The sequence below is a fragment of the Arthrobacter sp. 2RAF6 genome (assembly GCF_052115205.1).
Classification (GTDB): Bacteria; Actinomycetota; Actinomycetes; order Actinomycetales; family Micrococcaceae; genus Arthrobacter.
In genome coordinates this window covers 76,444-100,648 of record NZ_JBFRGF010000008.1, presented here as the reverse complement: position 1 = coordinate 100,648, position 24,205 = coordinate 76,444, and the positions used below count along the sequence as shown (strand labels likewise).

Sequence of the window (24,205 nt, the reverse complement as noted above, 5' to 3'; positions counted from 1 at the left end):
CTATCCCTTCGCGGTGCTTGGGGTTGGGGTGCTTGATGCGAGATCGTTGAACTTGTTCGTGTAGTACTTCGACGGTGTGAGATCGTTCTTGACGATTCCCGAGCTCTTCAGCCATGCGGACCAGCGGGTGAAGTCCTCGTCCTTGATCACGCCGTTGTCGGGCACGCCCGGGCTCTTCCAGTACTGCAGGTTCGCAGTGCTCTCGTTGCGTCCGCGGGCCTCGATGATCTTCTTGAAGCGCGCGATCACTTGGTCGCGCGGCGTCTCGGTCTCCCACTTGATCGCCTTGGCCACGCCCGTTGCAAAGGTCCGGGCCGTGTTCGGGTTCTTTTCGATGAAGTCGTTGCGGAGCACATACTGTCCGCCGGCGAAGGTGCCGAAGAGTTCATAGTCGTTGAAGAGCGAGCGCAGTCCACCGGCGGCAACGGCATGGTCCTGCAGGACCCCGCCCAGGCTTCCTACGTCTACCTGGCCGCGGCGTACGGCTTCTTCCGTGTCGTTGGGTGCGAGGACCACCAGTTGTACTTGCTTGATTTCGTCCTGGCTAAGGCCGTTCTTGCTGAGGTAGGTGTTGATGACGGCTTCGGAATGGGCGCCCAAGGTGTTGACTGCGATCTTCTTGCCGATGAGGTCCCTGGCGGTCTTGATGGGGCTGTCCGCCTTGACGTAGAAGCCGTTGAAGGTCTTGGCGTCTTCGCCGTAGTAGTTCACGACGGCTGTCACCGGAGCCCCTGCCTCAATCAGCTTCACCACGGCTCCGGCGAACGCTCCGCCGAAGTCGGTCTGGTTGGTGGCCGCCGACTGGATGTCCTGGGGACCGCTGATGGTGTTGCCGACCCAGTTGAGCTTGATGTCACCCAGGTAACCGAGGTCCGCCGCCAGTTCGGGGAGGCCGACGTTGTTGGCCGAGCCTTGGTAGCGGAGCTCCTTGACTTCCGGTTGGCCGGCTGCCTGGCCTCCCGCTTGGGCGTTGCCGCCGCAGCCCGTCACCGTCAGCGCAAGTACGACGGCGGCCGCGACGCTTAGCAGGGGCTGGTGCAGTTTCATGGGAGCTACTTTCTGGGGAGTGGATTTCGTTTTGCCGGATGCGGTCTGGAGCAGACCGAACTGCCGGTGGGAACGATGTAAGCGCATGTCCACTGCTCAGGGGAAGCCCGGCAGTAACGCTCGGAAATGCCGGGAAACCGGGCGAAATCCGGCGAAATGCACGCGCAACTCCGGGCAATCCAAGGACTCATTTCGCACTGCGTCTCTCGGTTGAGCTGCGTGACCCCCAAAGCGCGTTAAGCCCAACTAACTCGCAGCAGATGTCGTTATGGGCCCTCAAAGTGACAACAACTGCGAGCTAGTTGGGGAGGGACGGCCCGTCACAATTGTTTTGTTCGTATTGATGCTCACACCGGTGCCCGATTCTTAGCGTTCCCGGCGGCTGGCCGGATACGGTAGATACATGACGTCTAGCACCGCCGCCGAGTCCATTCGGTCCACCCGAAACATTCCCGCCGAGATTGCACGCTCCTGGCTCCTCGTGAACGCCATGAAGACGGAGCTTTTCGACCAGTCGGCCTCGTCGCGCGCGGACGCCATCATCCTTGACATCGAAGACGCTGTGGACCCGTCCCAGAAGGACATCGCCCGTGACAACGTCATCAACTGGCTGACCGCTGGCGGCCAAGCCTGGGTCCGCATCAACGACGCCACGAGCCCGTTCTGGGCCGATGACCTCGCCGGGCTTCGTGGCACACCGGGCCTGTTGGGCGTCATGTTGGCCAAGACCGAGTCCGCGGACCAGGTCACCGAATCCTTCCACCGCATGGACGGCAAGACCCCCGTGGTCGCCCTCGTGGAGTCGGCCCTCGGCATCGAGGAAGCCAACCACATTGCCCGCGCCCAGGGTGCCTTCCGCCTGGCCTTCGGTTCGGGCGACTTCCGCAGGGACACGGGCATGGCCGCCACGCCTGAGGCAATGGCCTACCCGCGTGCCAAGCTCGTCGTCGCCAGCCGCGTAGGCAACCTGCCGGGCCCTATCGACGGCCCCACCGTCGGCACCAACCACCCGATCCTGCGCGAGCAGACCGGCATTACGGTGACCATGGGCATGACCGGCAAGCTTTGCCTGGCCATTGACCAGACCACGGTCATCAACGAGGTCATTAGCCCCACGCCTTCGGACGTCGCTTGGGCCACCGACTTCATGAACGACTTCGAAGCCAATGGCAGGGTCATCCGCGACGGTTCCGACCTCCCGCGCCTCGGCCGCGCCGAAAAAATCATGAAGCTCGCCGTGGCCTTCGGGGTCCAGCCCTCCCTGTAAGGGCACACCCACCGACGCTCGCTCACTTATATCGGGCTTTTTCAGGACGCTCGCTCATTTATGACGGCATAGGTGAGGGAGCGTCCGCCCATAACGGTGGATATCTGAGCGAGCGTCCGCCGATTGGCCGCTATACGTGAGCGAGCGTCCGGGGTTTGGCCCCTATAGGTGAGCGAGCGTTCTTTGAAGTCGAGGGCGGATCGGGGCGATCGGTTGCGGGCGGTGTTCCCGTCCACCGACGCTCGCTCACTTATATCGGGTCCTGGCCCGACGCTCGCTCACTTATATCGGGTCCTGGCCCGACGCTCGCTCACTTATATCGGGTCCTGGCCCGACGCTCGCTCACTTATATCGGGTTCTGACCGTGCAGGACCCGCTGTTCTGACAAGTGCCCTAAACTTGGGTGGTGCTGAACGAATTCTGGGCCACGGCCTCTATCGCCTACAAGACGCTGGTTTTCGGCGCGATGGGGCTCATCGCCGTCGGGATCATCCTTACGATCATCGGCAACACTTCCCATAACCAAGGCCTTGCGCTCACGTCGTTGTTCGTGATCGGGCTCGGCCTGGTCCTGCATGTCGTGGGCATGGTGGTCCGCGGACAGCAGGTCCGCAAGGGCTTGAAGAAGTAGCCTGCCGGAGCATGGCGATGACCAAACACGCGGTGGTGATCGCCGGAGGAGGCCCCACAGGGCTGATGCTGGCGGGCGAGCTGGCGTTGGCCGGCGTCGACGTCGCGATTGTCGAGCGGCGTCCAAACCAGGATCTCGCCGGCTCACGCGCAGGCGGTTTGCACTCACGCACCATCGAGGTCCTCGATCAGCGCGGAATCGCTGATCGGTTCCTGTCCGAGGGGCAGGTGGCCCAGGTCGCCGGGTTCGGCGGCGTCCGTTTCGACATCAGCGATTTTCCCACCCGGCACAACTACGGGCTCGGGCTTTGGCAGAACCACATCGAGCGCATCATGGCTGGCTGGGTCGCCGAGCTGGCGGTGCCGATCTATTACGGACACGAGGTGACCGGTTTCGCGCAGGACCAGACCGGCGTCGACGTCGAGCTGTCCGCCGGCGAGGCGTTGCGCGCGGAATACCTCGTCGGGTGCGACGGCGGCCGCAGCCTGGTCCGCAAAGCAGCCGGCATCGAGTTCCCCGGCTGGGATCCGACCACGAGCGCCCTGATCGCACAGGTCGAGATGGTCGAGCAGCCGCCCTTGGGCGTCCACCCCAATGCTTTCGGCATCCACTCCTTCGGCAAGCTGGAGTACAAGATTCTCGACGGCAAGGTGGTCTACGCGGATGGCGGCCCCGTGGGGGTCATGGTGACCGAACAGCACGTCGGACCCACCACTGAACCCACCCTCCATGACCTGAGCGAGGCGCTCATCGCCGTATGTGGGACGGATTATGGGATCCACAGTCCCATCTGGATCTCGAGATTGACCGATATGACCCGGCAGGCCGCGAGCTACCGCGACAGACGGGTCCTGCTCGCCGGCGACGCCGCACACGTGCACGCCCCGGACGGCGGACAGGGACTCAACACGGGTGTGCAGGATGCAGTGAATCTGGGATGGAAGCTCGCCCAGGTGGTCAAGCGGACATCGCCGGAAAGCCTCCTCGATAGCTACCACGCCGAGCGACACCCCGTGGCTGCCCGCGTGCTGCGCAATACAATGGCGAGTGTCGCGCTTCGCCGCCCGGACGAACGCACGAAAGCCGTGGGCGAGGTCATTGCCGAGCTCCTCGGCATGGAGGAACCGTGCAAGCGATTCGCCGCGATGCAGTCCGGACTCGATATACATTACGACGTCGGCGAGGGGCACCCGCTGCTCGGACGCCGCATGCCCGATCTCGACCTGGTCACCGCTAACGGCCCGTTGCGCGTCTTCAGCCTGCTGCACGATGCCCGGCCGGTCCTCCTCAACCTTGGCGAGCCCGGCGGCATCGACATCACGCCGTGGGCGGACCGCGTTCAGCTGATCGACGCCACATACCTTGGGACGTGGGAGCTTCCGGCACTCGGGGCGGTCACTCCTCCCGCCGCCGTGTTGATCCGGCCCGACGGATATGTAGCCTGGGTGGGAGACCGGACCCGGATGGGCCTCGCTGACGCTCTCACCACGTGGTTCGGACCGCCAACCGCGGAGTAGCGGTCAGCCTTCGACACTAATCCGGACACACGTCCCGGGCCGATAGGGTTGGAGTATGACTATTAACCCGGACTTGCAGGGCCGCAGCTACCCTGCCGCAGAGGTGTACGACGTCGGCCGCGAAAAGATCCGGGAGTTCGCCCGGGCCGTGAAGGCCACCCATCCCGCCCACTTCGACGTCGAAGCCGCCAAAGCCCTTGGCCACAGCGACCTCGTCGCACCGCCGACCTTCGCCATCATCGTCGCCCAGCGGGCCGATGCCCAGTTGATCGAGGATCCGGATTCCGGGATTGACTTCAGCCGCGTGGTGCACGCCGACCAGCGCTTCACGCACCACCGCCCGATCGTGGCAGGGGATCAGTTGCAGGCCGAACTGCACGTCGACGGCGTCCGCGCCATGGGCGGCGGGGCCATGATCACGACGCGTTCGGAAATCTTCGCTGTCCGCGAGGACAACCAGCGCGAAAGAGTCGCCACCACCACCTCATCCATCCTGGTCCGCGGAGAGGGACAGTAACCATGAGCTTGAAACTTGAAGAACTCACCGTAGGGCAGGAAATCGGCACCCGCAGCATCGACGTCACGCGCCAGGACCTGGTCAAGTACGCCGGCGCGTCAGGCGACTTCAACCCGATCCACTGGAACGAATCCTTCGCCACCAGCGTCGAACTTCCCGGAGTCATCGCCCACGGTATGTTCACCATGGGTTCCGCCGTGCAACTGGTGAGCGACTGGGCCGGCGACCCCGCCGCCGTCGTCGACTATCAGACGCGCTTCACCAAACCGGTGCTGGTCGCCGACACCACGGGTACCAGCGAGCCCGGCGCCGTGATCGAGGTTGCCGGAGTGGTGGGAGCGCTCGACGCCGAAGCCCGCACCGCGCGCATCGACCTGACCGTCACCTTTGCCGGCCAGAAGGTCCTCATGAAGTCCCAGGCCGTTGTGAAGCTCGCTTGAGCCGCCTGCAACAATCAGCACCTCGCGCCACCGCGGCGGAATTGTCGCGGTGGCGCAATGCTGTGGTGGCCGCGTACGGCGCCAGCGGCCTGGCCTTCTCGTCCTGGGTCTCCCGCTTGCCTGCCATCCGCGATGGCCTGAACCTGACGCCCGGCACGGTTGGCCTCCTGCTGATGTGCATGACCGTGGCATCGTTCCTCTCCGTGTCCGCGTCCGGGGTGATCGTGATCCGGCTCGGATCACGACTGACCACGCGGATCGGCGGCGCCATGGTGGGCCTGGGCCTGGCGGTCGCCGGTTTTGGCACGTCCGTGCTGGCCAACCCAGTGGTCGTGGCGCTTGGACTCATGGTGATCGGCCTCGGTACGGCCAGCTGGAACACGGCCTCCAATGTAGAGGGAGCATCGCTGGAACGCGCCCTTGAACGGCACATCATGCCCCGTCTCCACGGATCATTCAGCCTCGGCACCGTTGCGGGCGCAGGGCTTGGCGCTTGGGCCGCAGCCGCGGGACTGCCGGTCTTCTGGCATCTGGCCGCGGCCGGCCTGGTGGTCGCGGTCTCGGTGGTGACAGCCACTGCCTGGTTCCGTGCGGATATTACCCGCTATACCACCGCACGAGGTACAGCAAAGGCCTTCAAGTCCGGAAAGCCTGACACCTTTGAAGATCCTTCAACCGGCCCCTTGCCCATCATCCAGCCCGGCCAGCCGGGACCGGCCGAACCATTGGACAGCAAGCGCATGGTGGCCCGGGCTTGGCGCGAACGCCGGACCCTCCTGCTTGGATTGCTCGTCCTGGGGCTCGCCTTGGCTGAGGGCGCGGCGGGGGACTGGGTGGCCTTGGCGTTGGCCGATGGCCACGGTCAATCCGACGCCGCTGGAGCCATCGGCTATGGAATCTTCGTGACGTTCATGACGGTGGGCCGCTTTGCCGGGACCGTGGTCCTGGACCGCTTCGGACGGGTGCCCGTCATGCGCTGGTGCTCGGCGACAGCTGTGGTCGGGCTGGCACTCTTTGTCTTCGCCCCGGTACCGTGGCTCGCCTTCGCGGCCCTGGCTATCTGGGGTCTGGGCGCTTCTTTGGGCTTCCCGGTGGGCATGTCCGCTGCCGCGGACGATCCAGCGCACGCGGCGGCCCGGGTTTCGGTCGTCTCCACGATTGGCTATGGGGCTTTCCTTTGCGGTCCGCCGCTGTTGGGACTGCTGGCGGAGCATTTCGGCATCCTGCATTCCTTGCTCGCCGTCCTGGTCCTGCTCATAGCGAGCTTCTTCCTGGCGCCCGTCTCGCGGAAGCGCGCGCCTGAACCGGCGCTCACCTGAGCCACTGCATACCTGAGTCGGCGCGTCCCTGAGTCGGCTAGCGCAGTCAATCCCCGCTAGGCTTGTTTGGTGACCCAGACGATGCTTTCCCAACTGACCACGGCCGCCGTTGGCGGGCCTGCCGGCACCTTTGTGGAGGCCCGCACCGAAGGGGAAATCATCGACGCCGTCCGCTCGGCGGATGCCGCGGGCGAGAAACTGCTCATCATCGGTGGGGGATCCAACCTGCTGATCTCCGACGCCGGATACCCGGGCACCGTCCTCAAGATCGCTTCGCAGGGCTTCAGCGTCAACTCGGAAGATAGCTGCGGCGGCGTTTCCGTGGTGGTCCAGGCCGGGCACAACTGGGATTCCCTCGTGGAGCACTCCGTGCTGCACGCGTGGTCCGGGCTGGAGGCCCTCTCAGGCATCCCCGGAGCCACGGGCGCCACTCCTGTGCAGAATGTGGGCGCCTATGGTGCTGACGTCTCCCAGACCATCGCCGCAGTGCGTACCTGGGACCGCGAACGCAACGCTGTGCAAACCTTCACCAACTCCGAGCTCAGGTTCGGCTACCGGGACTCCATCCTCAAACAGACCACCACCGAGGGCTCACCCCGTTATGTGGTTTTGACAGTTGAATTCCAGCTGCCGCTCGGACGCATGAGCGCGCCCATCCGGTATGCGGAGCTGGCCCGGTCCCTCGGTGTCGAGCCCGGGAAGCGCGCGTATTCCAACGACGTCCGGCGCGAAGTCCTGCGGCTGCGCGCCTCCAAGGGCATGGTCCTGGACGCTTCGGACAGGGACACGTATTCCACGGGTTCCTTCTTCACCAACCCGATTGTGCCGGCCACAGCGACCACATCGCTGCCCGAGGGAGCGCCGCAGTACCCGGCTGGAAACGATGGCCTCGTCAAGCTGTCGGCAGCCTGGCTGATCGACCAGGCCGGTTTCGGAAAAGGATTCGGCCTCGAACCTGCTAGCGTGTCAGGCGGCCGGGCCTCGCTGTCCACCAAACACACCCTGGCCATCACCAACCGGGGAGGAGCCAGCGCGGAGGACATGGTGGCGATCGCGCGCGAGGTGCGTCGCGGCGTCGTCGAGCGCTTTGGCATTGAACTGCATCCCGAGCCGCTGCTGATCGGTTTGGTCTTGTAGGAACCCGCCAGGAAGGCGCTTCAGCGCTTTCCGCTCGGAAGGACCTTGTTGAGCAGCAGGAACGTCAACCCGCAGCTGGCGGCCCCCAAGAGGAAGATCTGGCTGAAAGCTATGCTCTGCGGCGACGGACCGCCGGGCGAAATCCAGCCTGCGGCCGCGAAGCCTGCCACGCCCAGGAGCATGACGATGGCTGCAAGCAGGAAGCTGCGCACTTGATCGCCCGCGCCTGTCTGGAACCCCGATTCGGCATCGTCAACGTCCTGGTCGGACGATGGCTGGCACGCGGCAGCAAGGCCCAGGAGGAGGGCCGCGGCGCCAGTCGCAGCGAGGCCAACCTCCTGGACAGTCTGCATCGACGGGGACAATCGCACCCCGGCACCAACAGCTATTGCCAAGCCGCAGACAAGCCCGACGGCGGCGGCGCACCAACCAGCGGCCGCTAACCGCCGGCTGAGCGGCCGCAGCAGCGGACCCAACTCTCCGAACAGCATTCCCCTAGCGTAGGAGGGCCCGCTGGAAGGCCCCTGTGAGCGGCATGGGAGTTCCTCTTGCGTGCTATTGAGGACCGAAACTGTCCGCTGTGCGTCCTATGATGGGGCCATGGCAGCTTCGGCTAAGATCAGCGTCACTCCCAAAGTCATGGGCAGGCTGCGCCTTGCGAGCCAAGGATTGCTTGGGGGATTCAGCAGCCCGGAGGAATGCGTCTCCAGGATGGGCGCCATGCAGGCCCAAGACCTGGCCTCGGCGTTCTGGGCGGTGGGGCAGCGGGTCCCCGGTTCCGGCCTCTCGAAGGTATTGGAAGCGCTGGAGAACGGCACAGTGGTCCGGTCCTGGCCCATGCGGGGCACGCTGCACCTGGTTCCACCGCAGGACTTGCGCTGGATCCTGACCATCACCACCGAGCGATCCATGCGTTCGGTTGCCGCACGGCATCGGGAGCTTGGGATCGACGAGGCAGACATCGCCACGTGCCGCGACCTTGCCCTTGAACGCGTCGCCGGCAGCCCCGGCGCCACGCGCGAGGAACTTTTCAAGATCTTCGAATCCGCGGGCCAAGTGACCACGGCCCAGCGCGGCATCCATTTGCTCTGGGTTCTGTGCCAGAACGCTTGGCTGGTCCAAGGACCTCCAGCTGGCACGGCGGGCAAAGCCCTTGGACAGCAACTTTTCGTGGCCTTCGATGAGTGGATTCCGGAATCCAAGAGGCTGAGCCGGGAAGAAGGGGTTGCCGAATTCCTGCTCAGGTATATACGCAGCCACGGACCGGCCACGCTCCTGGACTTCGCGTGGTGGACCCAGATTCCCAAAGCCGAGGTCCGGGCAGCCCACGAGGCTATTCGCAGCCAACTCGTTGAGCTCGTCTTCCGGGGAACCTCCTATTGGCTGTCGCCCGAGACGGCGGTACTGCTCGACGACGGTGTCCCCGGCTCGCGGACGGTCCTCGCCTTGCCGGGATTCGATGAATTCCTGCTCGGGTATACGGACCGCAGCGTTGTCCTGCCCCCGGAGCATTTCCAGAAGGTCGTTCCGGGCGGCAACGGGGTCTTCAAGCGGATGATCGTGTCAGGTGGCGAAGTGGTGGGCACCTGGTCACGCAACGGCACAGGCCGAAGCGCCGTCGTCGTGCCCGAACCGTTCGCCGCGGAAGGCCTGACTCCGGCAGCCAAACGGTCCTTCGAACTCCAGGCCGCGAAGTACCTGCGGTTCATGCAGAGTTGACGGCACCCAGATGAAAGCGGACGCCTAGAGGGTGCCGGTAGCGATCTTCAGCATGCGGCGAAGCGGTTCGGCCGCACCCCAGAGGAGCTGGTCGCCCACGGTGAAGGCGCTGATGTATTCAGGGCCCATCTCAAGCTTGCGGATACGGCCCACAGGGATCTCCAAGGTGCCGGAGGCAGCAACCGGGGTGAGGTCCGCCATCGAGGATTCCTTGGTGTTGGGCACAACCTTGGCCCACTCGTTGTCGGCGTCCAGCAGCTTCTCGATTTCGGCGACGGACAAGTCCTCGCGCAGCTTGAGCGTCAGTGCCTGGGAGTGGGAGCGCATGGCGCCGATACGAACGCAGAGGCCGTCCATGACCACGTGGTCCTTGCCGGGCTTTCCGTTGCCCGTGCCGAGGATCTTGTTGGTTTCCACCCCGGCCTTCCACTCTTCCTTGGACTGGCCGTTGCCGAGGTCGGCGTCGATCCAGGGGATCAGGGAGCCGGCCAGCGGGACGCCGAACTGGGTGGCGTCGACGCCGGAGCGCTGGGTCGCCAGGACCTTGCGGTCGATTTCCAGGATCGCCGAGGCCGGATCGTCCAGTTCGCTGCTGACTTCGTTGTTGAGGGTGCCGAACTGGTTGAGCAGTTCGCGCATGTGGCGGGCACCGCCGCCGGAGGCCGCCTGGTAGGTCATGGAGGTACCCCACTCGACCAGGTTGTTCTTGAACAGGCCACCGAGCCCCATGAGCATGCAGGACACGGTGCAGTTGCCGCCGATGTAGTCCTTCACGCCGCCGGACAGGCCTGCGTCGATGACGTCGCGGTTGATGGGGTCCAGCACGATGATTGAGTCGTCGTTCATGCGCAGCGTGGACGCGGCATCGATCCACAGCCCATCCCAGCCACGGCCGCGCAGCTCACCGTGGACCTGCTTCGTGTAGTCGCCGCCCTGGGCAGTGACAATAATCGGCAGCTTGGCAAGAGTCTCAATATCGAACGCGTTCTCGAGCTTGCCTGAGCCGTCGGCAAAAGACGGCGAGGCACCTCCCGCGTTCGAGGTGGAGAAAAATACCGGGTTGATGTTGGCGAAGTCGCCCTCTTCCTGCATGCGCTGCATCAGGACGGAGCCGACCATGCCACGCCAACCGACCAGTCCAACGGACGGATTAGCTGCTGTAGTCATTGAACCAGTCTAGACTTTCGCGGCTCCCGGCCGCTGTCGGTTACGTCACGAGGAAATCCACGACAAACCCAACTAGCTGGCAGCAGGTGTCGTTTTGGGCGCTCAAAACGACACTTAATGCGAGCTAGTTGGGCAGGTTGCCGCTTACTTGCCGGCGTCGGGTTCTTCCAGCAGGGCCGCCTTGCGGGCGCGCAGGGCGTAGAACGCGCCAAAGGCGAAGACCTGGGTCACCACTACCAGGACGACGATCCCCAGGATCTTGTTGCCGCCGAGGATCATGGTGAGCCCAACGATCGCGGACAAGAGCGCGAAGAGCGGCAACAACATGTAGCCGAGCACGAACAGGGTCTCAGGTTTCTTCAGCATTCTCAGTCTTCCGTCCGGCGCCACGTGGCGATCCGGTAGTTGGTGCCGTTCTTGGAGGTCAGCCAGCCTTCTGCAGGCTCCGTCGCCTCAAGATTCCACGCCTGGCCGAACTCCGGCGCGAACGTGTCGCCGTCGGTGTCGGAATCGATGACCGTGATGACGGCGACATCCGCGATATCCACGGACTGCCGGTAAATTTCGCCCCCGCCAATGATCCAGACATTCTGGCCGCCCGGTGCGAACTGGGACTCGAGCAGGGCGGCGTCAAGGGAGGAAACCACGACGGCGCCACGTGCTTCGGGCGAGTCCGCCCAGCCGCGTTGCCGGGTCACCACGATGTTGGTGCGACCGGGCAGGGGGCGGTACTTTGCGGGGAAAGACTCCCAGGTTTTCCGGCCCATGATGACCGGATGCCCTGTTGTCAGCCGGCTGAAGTGCTGCAGATCTTCGGGAACGTGCCAGGGCATGGTCCCGCCCTTGCCGATCACTCCGCTGCCGGTCTGTGCCCAGACCAGGCCGATTCCGTTGAGCGTTTCCGCGGCCTCCCCGGAGGAAGGCGACCCCGCGGCAGGAGATTCGTGGGTGTTCATACCGCCACGGGTGCCTTGATGGAGGGGTGGTGGCGGTAACCGACTACTTCGAAGTCCTCGAAGGTGTAGTCGAAGATCGAGTCCGGCTTGCGGGTGAAGCGCAGTTGCGGGTACTCGTAAGGCTCACGGGAGAGCTGCTCGGTGACTTGCTCCACGTGGTTGTCGTAAACGTGGACGTCCCCGCCGGTCCACACGAAATCGCCGGGCTCAAGGCCCAGCTGCTGGGCCACCATGCAGGTCAGCAGCGCATAGGAAGCAATGTTGAAAGGAACGCCAAGGAACGTGTCTGCCGAACGCTGGTACAACTGGCAGGACAACTTGCCGTCGGCAACGTAGAACTGGAAGAACGCGTGGCACGGCGGCAAGGCCATGTCCTTGATCTCGGACACGTTCCATGCCGAGACGATGTGGCGGCGGGAATCCGGGTTGGCGGCCAAGCCCCTCATGAGTTCGGCGATCTGGTCAATGTGCCCGCCATCGGGGGTCGGCCAGCTGCGCCACTGCACGCCGTAGACCGGGCCGAGTTCGCCGTCGGCGTCCGCCCATTCATCCCAGATGGTGACGCCCTGCTCCTGGAGCCACTTCACGTTCGACTCGCCGCGGAGGAACCACAAGAGCTCCAGCGCGAGCGATTTGAAGTGCACCCGCTTGGTGGTTATGAGCGGGAAACCCTGGCTCAAATCGAAGCGCAGCTGGCGGCCGAAAACGCTCCGCGTGCCGGTGCCTGTGCGGTCCGACTTATGCGTGCCGTTGGCCATGACGTCACGCAGGAGGTCTTCATATGGGGTTGGGATGCTCACGCACCCAGCTTACTGGAGTCAGTCGTCGAAGGGCTTGATCTGTTCCACGGCTACTACGCGCTGGCCGTTTCCACGGGCCACGTGGCATACGATCATCTCGCCAGGAGCCAGGTACGGATCCTGGGCAGGTAGCATCTCGCGAAGCTCCGGGCCCATGCGCTCGCCGAGCGTCTTCAAGACGGTGGGGAGTGCCGGCCTGTGGGTGCACAGTGCAACCCCGCGCTGCTTGTCGAACAAGCCCTCGACGACGGCGGACGTCTTCTTCGGGCTCCGTTGGTGGTTGTGCTCCGTCAGGGCATCCACAAGTTTCACCTTGGCTTCGGCTGACTTGGCGTATGGCGCGATAGTGGATACGCACCTGGCCCAGGGACTGCTCACGATCCGCAGGGGCTTCCACACGCCCAGAAGCCGTTTCACGGCCAGCGCCTGCCGCAGACCCGTCACGGCCAGCGGCCGGCTGCCTTCGGCCTTGGTCCAGGAGGATCGTGGCTTGGCCTTGGCATGGCGCACCAGAATCAGGGGCCAGGTCTCCAGCTCACCATTGAGGTGCGCCTTCGCCAGCGCCTGGAGGGGGCCCACATCCGTCGGGTTGCTCAGGAAACGTGCCGCTTTGTCCGGGGCGGCCCATATGTAGGCGTCCACTTCCTCACCGTCCGGCTTGATGATGGATCCATTGACCTGGGTGGCCCAGTAGTGGACTACCTTCAGCCCAGCTGCCACGTGGTAGTGCGTCGGAGGAAGGGGGATCCCGAGGGCGGCCTTGAGGCCGATTTCTTCACTGATCTCGCGGACGGCGCACTCCGGGATGGTTTCCCCGGCGTCGAGCTTGCCCTTGGGCCAGGACCAGTCGTCGTACTTTGGCCGATGGATCAGCAGGACCTCAAGGGCGCCCTTGGTGACACGCCAAGGAATGGCGCCGGCCGCCGTGACGGCGATCGGTTCCCCGGGATGGTCCGTCTGGTCTGCAACAGGTGTATCGCTCTTCAACTTTTCGCTGCCTACCGCCGGGCAACTGCACGTTGGCGGGACCGGGAGGCAAGCAGCCAGGACTGGATGTCCAACAGCGGCGTGCCGTCTTCGGCCTGGTGGAACCTGGTCCAGTGGCCTTGGTTGTCGAGGTGCCAGCTGGCAGTGCCTGGGTCCATGTAACGGCGCAGCAGGTCCATGACCTCGGTTGTGTCTTCGCGGTTGGAGAGCTGCACCAAGGCCTCGACCCGGCGGTCGAGGTTGCGGTGCATCATGTCCGCGGAGCCGATGTAGACCACGGGATCGTTGGCATTGGCGAAGGCAAACACGCGTGAGTGTTCCAGGAAGCGGCCCAGGACGGAGCGGACCGTGATGTTCTCGCTCAGCCCAGGCACTCCCGGGCGCAGCGAGCAGATGCCACGGACAATGACATCAACCTTCACCCCGGCCTGTGACGCCCGGTAGAGGGCGTCGATCGTGGCCTCGTCGACCATGGAGTTGACCTTGATCTGGACCTTGGCGGCAATTCCCGCGCGGGCGTTGCGGATCTCGGTCTCGATCCTGTCGATCAGCCCGGAGCGCACCGAGCGCGGCGCGACGAGGAGCCGCTTGAAGGTCGATTTGGGGGCGTATCCGGAGAGCTGGTTGAAGAGCTTGGACAGGTCCTCGCCCACCTGCTCATTGGAGGTCAAGAGGCCAAGGTCCTCGTAGTAGCGGGCCGTCCGCGGGTGGTAGTTGCCCGTGCCGATATGGCAGTACCTGCGGAGGCCATCCACTTCCTGACGGACAACCAGGGACAACTTGCAGTGCGTCTTGAGTCCCACGATGCCGTACACCACGTGCACGCCGGCCTGCTCCAGCTTGCGGGCCCAGGAGATGTTGGCCTGCTCGTCAAAGCGGGCCTTGATCTCCACGAGGGCCAGGACCTGCTTGCCGGCCTCGGCGGCGTCGATCAGCGCGTCCACGATGGGGGAATCGCCTGAGGTGCGGTACAGGGTCTGCTTGATGGCCTGGACCTTGGGGTCGGCGGCAGCCTGCTCCAGGAAGGCCTGGACCGACGTCGAGAACGAGTCGTACGGGTGGTGCAGCAGGATGTCGCGGCGACGCATCGCCGCGAAGACGTTGGCGGCCTTGGACGTCTCGGATTCGTTCAAGTACCGCGAAGTGTGGGGTACGTGCTTGGGGTAGTGGAGGTCGGCGCGGTCAATTCCGCCGATGACCGACAGGCCCCGGAGGTCCAGCGGAGCCGGAACGGAGTAGACCTCGGATTCCTCGACGCCGAGTTCCCGCACCAGGAGCGCACGGATATTCGGGTTGATGTCCGTCGTGACCTCAAGCCGGACGGGCGGACCGAAGCGGCGGCGCAGCAGTTCTTTTTCAAGCGCCTGCAGGAGGTTCTCGGCGTCGTCCTCTTCAACTTCCACGTCCTCGTTGCGGGTGACGCGGAAGGAGTGGTGCTCCATGACTTCCATTCCGGGGAACAGCTTGTCCAGATGCACCGCGATGACCTCTTCGAGCGCGATGAATCGTGCCACGCGGCCCGGGACCGCGCCGGCACGCGGTCCGTCGATCGAGACGAGCCGCGGCAGCTGGTCCGGAACCTTGACGCGGGCGAAGAGTTCCTTGTCGCTCACGGGGTTGCGGACAATCACGGCCAGGTTGAGGGAAAGACCGGAGATATACGGGAACGGGTGGGCAGGATCGACGGCGAGGGGCGTGAGGATCGGGAAGACTTTCTCGCCGAACATGATGCTCAAGCGGTGCTGGGCCTCGTCGTCGAGTTCGTCCCAGCGCATGAGGTGGATGTGCTCGTAGGCCAAAGCGGGGCGGATCTGCTCGGCAAACACACGCGCGTGGCGTTCCTGCAGCTTCCGGGCGGCATCGCCGATCTGCTCCAGGACTTCGATCGGGCTCAGCCCGGCGGGGGAGGGCACCGCGAGTCCGGTGGCGATGCGGCGTTTCAAGCCGGCAACCCGCACCATGAAGAATTCATCCAGGTTCGAGGCGAAGATGGAGAGGAAATTGACCCGCTCCAGCAGGAAGAGGTCCGGATCCTCCGCGAGCTCAAGAACCCGGGAGTTGAAGGCGAGCCAGCTCAGCTCGCGGTCCAGGAAGCGGTCCGGAGTGATGTCGCCTTCCGGCTCAAGCGAGGGCGCAAATTCGGGAATGTCGATGCGGTCCTGAGTTGCCCGCGCAGCCGGGACTTCGGAAGATCCGAAGCGGGGAGGCAAGGTTGCGCCCTTGACCTCGGTTTTGGTGGTTCCGACCGGGTCCGGGTTCATCGGGCTCTCCTTCGTTCAGCGCGGGGGTTTGATTCAACCCTACAAGGATTCCACGTCCCGGAATCCTAGATGTCCTAGCCTTTCAGATACGCCTTGGTTCCGGGTTACTTCAGGGTTAACGGCGCATACATGACATCGACGTCCCAGCGTACGAAGCCCAGCTTCTGGTACAGGGCGACGGCCGCGGTGTTGTCGGCATCCACGTACAACATCACGGAGTGCAGCTCGTGGCCCTGGAGATACCTGATCCCGGCGACGGTGAGCGCCTTGCCAAGCCCCAGCCCCTGGGCCGCAGGCGTCACACCTACGACGTAGACCTCTCCGATGGCCGGATGGGGTCCTTGCCGGGGGTGCACCTTGGTCCAATGGAAGCCGAGCAGCTCCCCGGCGGGGTTCACGGCCAGCAGGAAACCTGCGGGATCGAACCAGTCCTCGGCCATCCGGGCTTCCAGATCGGCCCTGGTCAGGGAACCCTGCTCGGGATGGTGGGCAAATGCCGCCCTGTTGGCTGCCAGCCAGGCGGACTCATCCTGACCCGGCACGAAGGTGCGGAGCGAGATTCCCTCAGGCAGGCCGGCGTCGGGCAGTTCCGCTGTGGAGGACATGAGCCGCATCTTCCACAGTTCGCGCGCCGGGCCGTAGCCGTAGCGGGCCGCAAGTTCCGCGGCGGCCTCGTGATTCCCATGGGACCAAGCGTTCAGCCCCTCGAGCCCGCGGCTGTCCCGGAGTGAATCCAACAGCCGGCCTGCGACACCTTGGTTGCGGTAGCTGGGGTGCACTGCCATTTCCAGGACCCCGGTCCCGTCGTCCGCTTCAACCACGACGGCGATTCCCGCCAGATCCTGGCCGCTCGCCGGATCGGACTGCTCGTCCGGGGCATACAGGGCCAGTGCGAGCACCGAGTGGTCGCCGGCATCGGCTCCGCGCAACATGACCAGTGTCTGTTCGGACAGCGGGGGATTGCCGTCGGACTCCTCGGCAGCTGCGGCGAGCGTCTTGATGTCTTTCAACAACTCGTTATCCGACGCGCCTTTGACGACGAGGACGGGCCAGTTCTCCGGGTGCGCAGGGCTCATGCTGCAAGGCTATACGCCTCCGGCCGTTTTGGCGGGATGGATTTTGCAGGCACTGTCTTGGCCGTGTAAGGTCTATATCTCGTCCGGCTTCGCGAAGCAGGATACGAGGGGGATCCACCAGTGGGGTGGCCTCGATACGTTCGACCCGTATGTCCTCCACTCAAGCAAAGGGAAGGCCCGGACTCAGTGAGTCCGGGCCTTCCCTGTGTTTCGCAGCCTGGGGGCAGAGCCTCGGCGTGTCGGAAGCCTAGGCCTCCGTGAGCTCATCTTCCGGCAAGCGGACCAACGTCAGCCGGTAGCCGACGTTGCGGACCGTGCTGATGAGGTTCTCGTGGTCCACGCCCAGCTTGGCACGCAGGCGCCGGACGTGGACGTCCACGGTGCGCGTGCCGCCGTAGTAGTCGTAGCCCCACACCTCGGTGAGAAGCTGCTGGCGCGTGAACACCCTGCCCGGGTGCTGGGCCAGATACTTCAGGAGTTCGAACTCCTTGAAGGTCAGGTTGAGCGGCTGCCCGTTCACGCGGGCCGTATAGCTTGCCTCGTCGATCACGACGCCGGCCGCCCGGATTTCGGTGTTGGCCTCCTCTTCGCCGGGGATGGCGCGGGCCACGGCCAGGCGGATCCGGGCTTCGACTTCGGCCGGCCCCGCCGAGTCGAGGACGATGTCATCCACGGACCAAGCGGAAGAGACGGCAGCCATGCCGCCTTCAGTGAGGATCAGGATCAGGGGGGCACTCAAGCCCGTGGCTTTGAGCAGTTGGGTCAAGGAGCGGGCTCCCACCAGATCCTTGCGGGCATCGAGGAAAACGACGTCGGTGGGGTCGGTTTCGAGCAAGGCCGTTGGCTCTGCCGGAAGGATGTGGACCCGGTGGTTCAATAGCTCCAAGGCAGGCAGGATGTCTACCGACGAGCCGGTGCTGTTCGTCAGGAGCAGGATGTGCGACATAGTTCCTCCAATGGGCGGTCCGCGCATCATCGGGCGTCTGAACCGGGTTTCCACCGGCCGGTAGCTGCTTATGGGGCGAGGTTCCGTTGTAACGGAAGCGTTGCAACAAGAAGAGCTGTTGACAACCGAGTATACCCAAAGGCCCCTGCAACGTCAGGGATTCGTGTCACCTTCAACCCCTGTTTGCGACATATTTGTGCCGCATAAGGCAGGATTGGCAGGAGGTTGCTCGCAGCCTGAACCTCACGGGGGCCCCTAGACCCCCGTGAGGTTCAGGACACAGCGAGATTAGGGACACAGCGAGGTTAAGGACACAGTGAGGTCAGGGGCGCAGTGAAGTCTTGGAGCATCGGTGTGGTCGGCCTCGCGGCGCTCGCGGTTTTCGTCGCCAGCTCTTACGGCCCCACTGAAGGTTTGGTCGCCGTCGGAATTCTGGCCTCGGCCGCGGTTGGCATCGGCTGGCCCCATTTTCTAGCGGTCCCCGCCAAGAAGACCCTTGCCGCGGTGATCGGGCTGAGCGGTGCTGGTTCAGCCTTGGCAGCCGGATTGGTGCCAGCCCCCGGATTTCTCGACGCAACTCCCGCCTTCATCGCCGCAGGCGTGATCGCGGTGTTCGTGGTGCAGCTGATTCGCGGAACCGGCCAGGCCCAACGGCTCGAATCCACCCTTGGTAGCTGCGCCGGCGTCCTGCTGAGCTGCCTTGGCGCGGGCTGGATTGCGGGGGCGAGATTCAACGGAATCAAGGAAATGGTGTTGGTCGCCGCCCTCAGCGCCGCGGTCGCCCTCCTCGCCGGTTTGTTGCGCTGGCCGGACCGGGTTGTGGCGCCTTTGGGCATCGTGGCGGCCGGATTGGTGGCTCCGCTGGCCGGCCTGGTGTTCTCCAACATCGCGATCGTGGCTGCCATCGTGGTGGGCGTCGTCATCGCTTCGGTCCTGGTCAGTTTCCGGCGCATGGTGACGCTTCGGCTCGGCCGCCTGAATTTCCCGGCTGTCCTTGGAATGGGCGTCGCCCCCGTCTGGGCGGTTGGCGCGTTGTGCTACTTCATCGACAAACTACTCATCTACTAACAGTTAGGATGGCATCATGTCCGTACTTGCATTTGAAATCTTCTTCCTTGTCCTCCTCGGCCTGGCCAGCCTCTCGATGGCGTGGTTCGCTGGTTTTGTCGTTTACCGTCTCTTCAAGGGCCAGAAGTAGAGCTCCCATCGCTTTTGATCAACCTGTACCTTCCGGTCCACTGAGGTAATTGCTGTGCCCATCGAAATCCCTTCCGACCTGACACCCGAATTGGTACCCCTTTCCTGGCTCATTGGCGAGTGGGAAGGCCGGGGACGGCTTGGAAGCGGTGAAGAAGACTCGGATCACTTCATCCAGCATGTCTCCTTTACGCACCACGGTCTGCCGTACCTGGAGTACCGCGGCGAAAGCTGGCTCAGCGACGAGGACGGCACCAAGTTGCGGCCACTCACTGTGGAGACAGGTTTCTGGGCCCTGGAGCGGAAAATGCTCGACGCCGACGGCGGCCCCGGCTTGATTCCCGCGGAGATTGTCCCCGTATTGAAGACGGCCGACGACGTCGAGGCCCACCGGAACGCCGACGGCGGGTTCGACATCGCTGTGACGATCGCCCATCCCGGTGGCATCAGCGAGCTGTACTACGGCCAAATCAAGGGGCCGCAGATCCAGATGAGCACCGATATGGTGATGCGCGGCGGCCACTCCAAGGAATACACTGCGGCCACGCGCATCTTCGGCCTCGTCGATGGCAATCTATTGTGGCGCTGGGATGTGTCCACTCCGGGTAAGTCGCTCGAGGCCCATGCTTCGGCTTTCCTGAACAAGCTCTCTTAGGAGGGCTTGTTCCCTGGCTTCAAGGTCTCACCGAAGAGGTCTCACTGAACGTCCCGTTTCGCAGTCCGAATCAAAGGGGAGTAGCAAGTGAACGAAGCAACAAAGCCCGCCCGCTATGACGATCTCAAGGCCGTGTTTTTCAACGGGACGCTCAAACCATCCCCACAGGTGAGCAATACCGACGGACTGATAGCCATCAGCCGGCGCATCATGGAAAAGCAGGGCGTCAGTACCCGAGTAATCCGCACTGTTGACCACGACATTGCCGCCGGCGTGTATCCGGACATGCGCGAACACGGCTGGGCCACGGATGAATGGCCGGAGTTGTATCCGGCCGTGCTGGAGGCCGACATCGTGGTAGTGGCCGGACCTATCTGGCTTGGGGATAACTCCTCCCAGACCAAGAAGCTCATCGAGCGGCTCTACGCCCATTCGGGCCAGCTCAACAGCAAAGGCCAGTGGGCCTACTATCCAAAGGTCGGCGGCTGCCTGATCACCGGCAACGAGGACGGCATCAAGCATTGCGCCATGAACGTCCTGTACAGCCTCCAGCACGTCGGCTTCACCATTCCGCCCCAGGCCGATGCCGGCTGGATCGGTGCCGTCGGCCCCGGACCCAGCTACCTGGACGAAGGGTCCGGTGGCCCTGAGAGCGACTTCACCAACCGGAACGCCACCTTCATGACGTGGAACCTGCTCCACTACGCCCGGATGCTCAAGGACGTAGGCGGCATTCCTGCCTACGGCAATCTCCCGGATGAATGGACAGCCGGCACGCGCTTCGATTTTGAAAACCCGGAATACCGCTGAGCCCCAAGGACTTCTACTACATATGACTTACAAGAGCCCCCTATTGTCGCGCCCCGGAGCTGTAGAAGGCGGCGGCGAGGACTCCGGCGTCGCGGCCCACTACGGCGAGCCCCTGCGTGAGCAGCGCGCACTCGCCGCCGGCACCGCCGTCGTCGACCTTTCCTATCGGGGCGTTGTCACGGTCACCGGACCGGACCGCCTCAGCTGGCTCAACACTCTTTCCTCGCAGCAACTGACCAGCCTCCAGCCGCGCGTCTCCAGCGAACTGTTGCTCCTCACGATCCAGGGCCGCATCGAGTTCGACGCCCGCGTGGTGGACGACGGCGAGACCACCTGGCTGCTGGTCGAGGCCGCCGAGGCTGCCCCGCTGGCGGAGTGGCTCGACAAAATGCGGTTCATGTTGCGCGTCGAGGTGGCCGACGTGTCGGCCGATTGGGCCGTCGTCGGCTCCACCAAGCCCGTTGACGCATGGTCCGGGCGGCTCGTCTGGGAGGACCCGTGGCCGCACATCGGCGTCGGCGGCTATTCCTACAGCGTGGTGGAGGAAAGCTCCCATCCCGGCCTTGAGCGTCCCTGGTTCGAGTACCTCATTCCCGCGGACGAGCTTGAAGCGGCCGTTGAAGACAAGGCCCTCGCGGGCTCGTTGGCGGCTGAGGCGCTCCGCATTGCCGCCTGGCGTCCCCGGCTCGGCGCGGAGACGGACGAGAAGACCATTCCGCACGAGCTCGACCTCCTGCGGACCTCGGTCCACTTGTCCAAGGGCTGCTACAAGGGCCAGGAGACCATCGCCCGCGTCCACAACCTTGGACACCCGCCCCGGCGACTCGTTTTCCTGCAATTGGACGGCTCGCAGCACACCCTCCCGGCGCCGGGCAGCGTCGTATTTGCCGGAGAGCGCAAGGTGGGTACGCTGACATCCGTGGCCCAACATTTCGAAATGGGCGCAGTAGGACTGGCGCTTATCAAACGGTCTGTGGACCCGCAGGAAGTGCTGACCGTGCTGGACGGTGAGGAGCCCTATCCGGCCGCCCAGGAAGTAATCGTTGCGCCCGATGCCGGACAAGTGGTGGGGCGCCAGACCGGATTCCTGAAGGGACCCCACCGATGAGCGAAACGACGGGCGCCGAAGCCCAGGCGACGGGTGCCGATGACGAGGCCATTGCCTTGGCGCATACCTTGTTCGATGCCGCCAGGGAAGGCAACTCGGAACTCCTGCGCAGCTATCTCAATGCCGGTGCGCCGGCTGGAATGCGCACCGCCGCGGGCGACTCGCTCCTGATGCTGGCCGCATACCATGGCCACGCTGAAACCGTTCAGCTTCTGCTGTACCACGGTGCCGAGGCAAACGGTGCGAACGACCGTGGCCAGACTCCGCTGGCAGGCGCGGTTTTCAAGGGTTACACGGAGGTGGCCCGCGTTCTGATCGACGCCGGGGCCGATCCCGACGCCGGTGCGCCCACAGCGCGCGAAGCCGCCCGGATGTTTGCCCGCACGGAGATACTCGGACTGCTCGGATAGCATTGACGGCCTCGCCGGGGCGGCTGTCTTGCGATCAAATATTCCATGTGGAATAGTTGTTGTGGAATAGTTCGCACGGAGGATGGGGAAATGGCACGAGCCGCACTGACTCCACTTGGCGTCGCCGCATTGGCCCTCCTTGTCGAGGCGCCGATGCATCCATACGAGATGTACCAACTCCTGATGGCCCGCCACGAGGACCGCTTGGTCAAGGTCCGGCCGGGTACGCTCTACCACGCAGTCGGCCGCCTGGAAGAGGCGGGTCTGGTCGAGTCCACAGGCATTGACCGTGCCGGCAACCGGCCCGAGCGCACCACTTACCGAATCACGGGAACCGGCAGGGACGCGCTGACCGAGCGCCTCCAGAACATGCTGGCGGAACCCGTGAACGAATACCCGGTCTTCCCCCACGCCATCGCCGAGGCACACAACCTGCCGTCCGGCGTCGTACTCGAACTCCTCGACCACCGCGTGGCGAACCTGGAAAACCAACTCGACTTCCTGGTCCGCGGCGAAGAGGCTGTCGCGGCAAAAGGCGTCGAACCCAAGTTCTGGATCGACGTCAAGTACCAACAAACCATGCTGCGGACGGAAATTGACTGGATACGCAGCTTCCAAAATGATCTCCGCAGCGGGCAGTTGCCATGGTGACCGCCCATCCCACGCACCAACGTGCAAGAAATTCAGCACAGTCAAAGGAAACCCATGGAAAACGTAGCTAAACCGTGGCCCGCACTGTGGTCCCTCGTGGTCGGGTTCTTCATGATCCTGATCGACACCACCATTGTCTCCGTGGCGAACCCACGGATCATGGAGGGCCTGCATTCCGATATCAATGCCGTCATCTGGGTGACGAGCGCCTACCTCCTCGCCTACGCCGTGCCGTTGCTGATCACCGGAAGGCTCGGTGACCGCTTCGGGCCCAAGAACCTCTACTTGATCGGCCTCGTCGTCTTCACCCTGGCTTCGCTGTGGTGCGGCCTCTCGGGCGACATCGGCATGCTGATCGCGGCCCGGGTGGTTCAGGGCATCGGCGCAGCCATGATGACGCCCCAAACCATGGCGGTCATCACCCGGATCTTCCCGCCGGACCGCCGCGGCGCGGCCATGGGCCTCTGGGGAGCCACGGCCGGCATGGCCATCCTCATCGGCCCGATCCTCGGTGGCGTGTTGGTTGACGGCCTCGGCTGGCAGTGGATCTTCTTCGTCAACGTTCCCATCGGCGTCGTTGCCTTCCTCCTCGTGACCCGGCTGGTACCGAAGCTGACCACGCACAGCCACAAGTTCGACGTCCTGGGTGTGCTGCTGTCCGCGGCAGGCATGTTCCTGCTGGTGTTCGGCATCCAGGAAGGCCAAAGCTACAAGTGGGGCACCGTCAGCGGACCCATTACTGTGTGGGGACTGATCATCACCGGGCTCGTCGTCCTGGCCGCGTTTGTCTTGTGGCAGTGGCTCCTGGAGCGCCGAGGCGGCGAACCCTTGCTGCCGTTGGGCCTGTTCAAGGACCGCAACTTCTCCTTGGGAAACACCACCATCATGGCGGTAGGCTTCACCATCACTGCGTTCCCGTTGCCTACCATTTTCTACTATCAGGTAGTCCGCGGCTTGTCCCCGACGCAGTCCGCATTGCTCATGATCCCCATGGCCGTGATCTCCGGCGCGCTGGCACCTTTCGTTGGCAAGCTGATTGACCGCGTCAACCCGCGTTGGTTCGCCGCTTTCGGCCTCGTCTGCCTGTCCGGCGCCCTCTTCTGGACCTCGACCCTCCTGAAGCCGGACACTCCCATCTGGATGTTCCTGCTGCCCAGCGCCCTCCAAGGTGTGGCCAACGGCTTCATTTGGGGCCCGGTCTCCAATGCCACTACCCGCAACCTCCCGCCGCGCTCGGCGGGCGCCGGTTCCGGTGTCTTCAACACCACACGCCAGATCGGCGCCGTGCTGGGATCGGCCGCGATTGCTGCCCTCATCCAGTCCCGGCTCGCGGCCGAGCTGCCCGCGGCTCCGCCAGGGGCCGCCCCGGCAGGCGAAGGCGGATTCACTGGGAAGTTGCCGGAATTCCTGCATGACGGCTTCTCGACAGCAATGAGCCAGTCGGTCCTGCTGCCGGCCTTTGGGATTCTGCTGGGCGCAGTAGCGGCGTTGTTGTTCGGCAAGCCCAAAGCCGTCCAGGGTTGGGGTTCCCCGACTGCCGCAGAGGCCAGGCCTGAGACTGTTTCGCAAGACGGTTAGCCCGCGCGA

At 64.3% G+C, this 24,205-nt stretch carries 25 protein-coding genes; 15 read left to right on the top strand and 10 right to left on the bottom strand.

From position 1 onward, the window contains the following. Window positions 1–1,047 carry an ABC transporter substrate-binding protein gene (locus tag AB4Z38_RS08625; protein WP_441429320.1) on the bottom strand — a complete coding sequence of 349 codons (1,047 nt, stop codon included), beginning with the start codon at window positions 1,045–1,047 and terminating at the stop codon, window positions 1–3. A gap of 403 nt (window positions 1,048–1,450) precedes the next feature. On the opposite strand from AB4Z38_RS08625, the gene AB4Z38_RS08620 reads away from it, so the two are divergent. The 7 genes from AB4Z38_RS08620 (at window position 1,451) to AB4Z38_RS08590 (ending at window position 7,875) form a co-directional block, all read left to right on the top strand. Next, window positions 1,451–2,314, top strand: coding sequence for an HpcH/HpaI aldolase/citrate lyase family protein (locus AB4Z38_RS08620; RefSeq protein WP_441429319.1), 864 nt, complete (start codon window positions 1,451–1,453; stop codon window positions 2,312–2,314). 406 nt (window positions 2,315–2,720) lie between these two features. Beyond that, on the top strand, window positions 2,721–2,945 hold the full coding sequence (locus tag AB4Z38_RS08615; protein WP_284983266.1) for a DUF3188 domain-containing protein: 225 nt from the start codon (window positions 2,721–2,723) through the stop codon (window positions 2,943–2,945). 11 nt (window positions 2,946–2,956) lie between these two features. After that, window positions 2,957–4,462, top strand: a complete 1,506-nt coding sequence (locus AB4Z38_RS08610) for an FAD-dependent monooxygenase (RefSeq protein ID WP_441429318.1) — start codon at window positions 2,957–2,959, stop codon at window positions 4,460–4,462. Between the two features lie 55 nt (window positions 4,463–4,517). Next, complete coding sequence (locus tag AB4Z38_RS08605; protein WP_441429317.1) at window positions 4,518–4,979, top strand: FAS1-like dehydratase domain-containing protein; 462 nt, start codon at window positions 4,518–4,520, stop codon at window positions 4,977–4,979. 2 nt (window positions 4,980–4,981) lie between these two features. After that, the gene (locus AB4Z38_RS08600) at window positions 4,982–5,419 is read left to right on the top strand and encodes a MaoC family dehydratase (RefSeq protein ID WP_441429316.1); all 438 of its coding nucleotides are present in this window, start codon (window positions 4,982–4,984) and stop codon (window positions 5,417–5,419) included. Continuing rightward, entirely contained in the window at window positions 5,416–6,738 is a 1,323-nt protein-coding gene (locus tag AB4Z38_RS08595) for an MFS transporter (RefSeq protein ID WP_441429315.1), read from the top strand. The genes AB4Z38_RS08600 and AB4Z38_RS08595 overlap by 4 nt, the downstream gene beginning before the upstream one ends. 69 nt (window positions 6,739–6,807) lie before the next feature. Further along, on the top strand, window positions 6,808–7,875 hold the full coding sequence (locus tag AB4Z38_RS08590; protein WP_441429314.1) for a UDP-N-acetylmuramate dehydrogenase: 1,068 nt from the start codon (window positions 6,808–6,810) through the stop codon (window positions 7,873–7,875). 20 nt (window positions 7,876–7,895) lie between these two features. On the opposite strand, the gene AB4Z38_RS08585 is transcribed toward AB4Z38_RS08590, so the two are convergent. Further along, window positions 7,896–8,366, bottom strand: coding sequence for a hypothetical protein (locus AB4Z38_RS08585; protein WP_441429313.1), 471 nt, complete (start codon window positions 8,364–8,366; stop codon window positions 7,896–7,898). A 109-nt stretch (window positions 8,367–8,475) separates the two neighbouring features. Between AB4Z38_RS08585 and AB4Z38_RS08580 the strand changes: the two genes are divergently transcribed. Then, on the top strand, window positions 8,476–9,594 hold the full coding sequence (locus tag AB4Z38_RS08580) for a winged helix DNA-binding domain-containing protein (protein WP_441429312.1): 1,119 nt from the start codon (window positions 8,476–8,478) through the stop codon (window positions 9,592–9,594). Between the two features lie 24 nt (window positions 9,595–9,618). Here the strand turns inward: AB4Z38_RS08580 and asd are convergent, their stop codons facing one another. From asd to AB4Z38_RS08540, 8 genes are all read right to left on the bottom strand, one after another. Further along, window positions 9,619–10,761 carry an aspartate-semialdehyde dehydrogenase gene (asd, locus tag AB4Z38_RS08575; RefSeq protein ID WP_441429311.1) on the bottom strand — a complete coding sequence of 381 codons (1,143 nt, stop codon included), beginning with the start codon at window positions 10,759–10,761 and terminating at the stop codon, window positions 9,619–9,621. Window positions 10,762–10,905: 144 nt separating this feature from the next. Further along, a complete protein-coding gene (locus AB4Z38_RS08570) occupies window positions 10,906–11,127 on the bottom strand; it encodes an NF038396 family protein (protein ID WP_441429310.1) in 222 nt (73 codons plus the stop codon). A 2-nt stretch (window positions 11,128–11,129) separates the two neighbouring features. Then, the gene (locus tag AB4Z38_RS08565) at window positions 11,130–11,717 is read right to left on the bottom strand and encodes a dihydrofolate reductase (RefSeq protein ID WP_441429309.1); all 588 of its coding nucleotides are present in this window, start codon (window positions 11,715–11,717) and stop codon (window positions 11,130–11,132) included. Further along, entirely contained in the window at window positions 11,714–12,517 is an 804-nt protein-coding gene (locus tag AB4Z38_RS08560) for a thymidylate synthase (protein ID WP_441429308.1), read from the bottom strand. The genes AB4Z38_RS08565 and AB4Z38_RS08560 overlap by 4 nt, the downstream gene beginning before the upstream one ends. Before the next feature lie 18 nt (window positions 12,518–12,535). Then, complete coding sequence (locus AB4Z38_RS08555; protein WP_441429307.1) at window positions 12,536–13,504, bottom strand: NUDIX hydrolase; 969 nt, start codon at window positions 13,502–13,504, stop codon at window positions 12,536–12,538. Between the two features lie 11 nt (window positions 13,505–13,515). Next, on the bottom strand, window positions 13,516–15,765 hold the full coding sequence (locus tag AB4Z38_RS08550) for an RNA degradosome polyphosphate kinase (protein WP_441429306.1): 2,250 nt from the start codon (window positions 15,763–15,765) through the stop codon (window positions 13,516–13,518). A gap of 104 nt (window positions 15,766–15,869) precedes the next feature. Beyond that, window positions 15,870–16,841, bottom strand: a complete 972-nt coding sequence (mshD, locus tag AB4Z38_RS08545) for a mycothiol synthase (protein WP_441429305.1) — start codon at window positions 16,839–16,841, stop codon at window positions 15,870–15,872. 247 nt (window positions 16,842–17,088) lie between these two features. Next, the gene (locus AB4Z38_RS08540; protein WP_234749023.1) at window positions 17,089–17,787 is read right to left on the bottom strand and encodes a winged helix-turn-helix transcriptional regulator; all 699 of its coding nucleotides are present in this window, start codon (window positions 17,785–17,787) and stop codon (window positions 17,089–17,091) included. A gap of 333 nt (window positions 17,788–18,120) precedes the next feature. Here AB4Z38_RS08540 and AB4Z38_RS08535 point away from each other — a divergent pair, with 333 nt between their 5' ends. From AB4Z38_RS08535 to AB4Z38_RS08505, 7 genes are all read left to right on the top strand, one after another. Beyond that, window positions 18,121–18,855, top strand: a complete 735-nt coding sequence (locus AB4Z38_RS08535) for a permease (protein ID WP_441429304.1) — start codon at window positions 18,121–18,123, stop codon at window positions 18,853–18,855. Window positions 18,856–19,039: 184 nt separating this feature from the next. Beyond that, window positions 19,040–19,639, top strand: a complete 600-nt coding sequence (locus AB4Z38_RS08530) for an FABP family protein (protein ID WP_441429303.1) — start codon at window positions 19,040–19,042, stop codon at window positions 19,637–19,639. 87 nt (window positions 19,640–19,726) lie between these two features. After that, window positions 19,727–20,449, top strand: a complete 723-nt coding sequence (locus AB4Z38_RS08525) for a flavodoxin family protein (RefSeq protein ID WP_441429302.1) — start codon at window positions 19,727–19,729, stop codon at window positions 20,447–20,449. Between the two features lie 22 nt (window positions 20,450–20,471). Next, window positions 20,472–21,557, top strand: a complete 1,086-nt coding sequence (gene ygfZ, locus AB4Z38_RS08520) for a CAF17-like 4Fe-4S cluster assembly/insertion protein YgfZ (protein WP_441429301.1) — start codon at window positions 20,472–20,474, stop codon at window positions 21,555–21,557. Next, entirely contained in the window at window positions 21,554–21,967 is a 414-nt protein-coding gene (locus AB4Z38_RS08515; RefSeq protein WP_441429300.1) for an ankyrin repeat domain-containing protein, read from the top strand. The genes ygfZ and AB4Z38_RS08515 overlap by 4 nt, the downstream gene beginning before the upstream one ends. A gap of 90 nt (window positions 21,968–22,057) precedes the next feature. Beyond that, window positions 22,058–22,618 (top strand): PadR family transcriptional regulator, encoded by a 561-nt coding sequence (locus AB4Z38_RS08510; RefSeq protein WP_441429299.1) that lies wholly within the window; start codon window positions 22,058–22,060, stop codon window positions 22,616–22,618. Window positions 22,619–22,672: 54 nt separating this feature from the next. Further along, window positions 22,673–24,196, top strand: coding sequence for a DHA2 family efflux MFS transporter permease subunit (locus AB4Z38_RS08505; protein WP_441429298.1), 1,524 nt, complete (start codon window positions 22,673–22,675; stop codon window positions 24,194–24,196). Window positions 24,197–24,205: the final 9 nt, after the last annotated feature.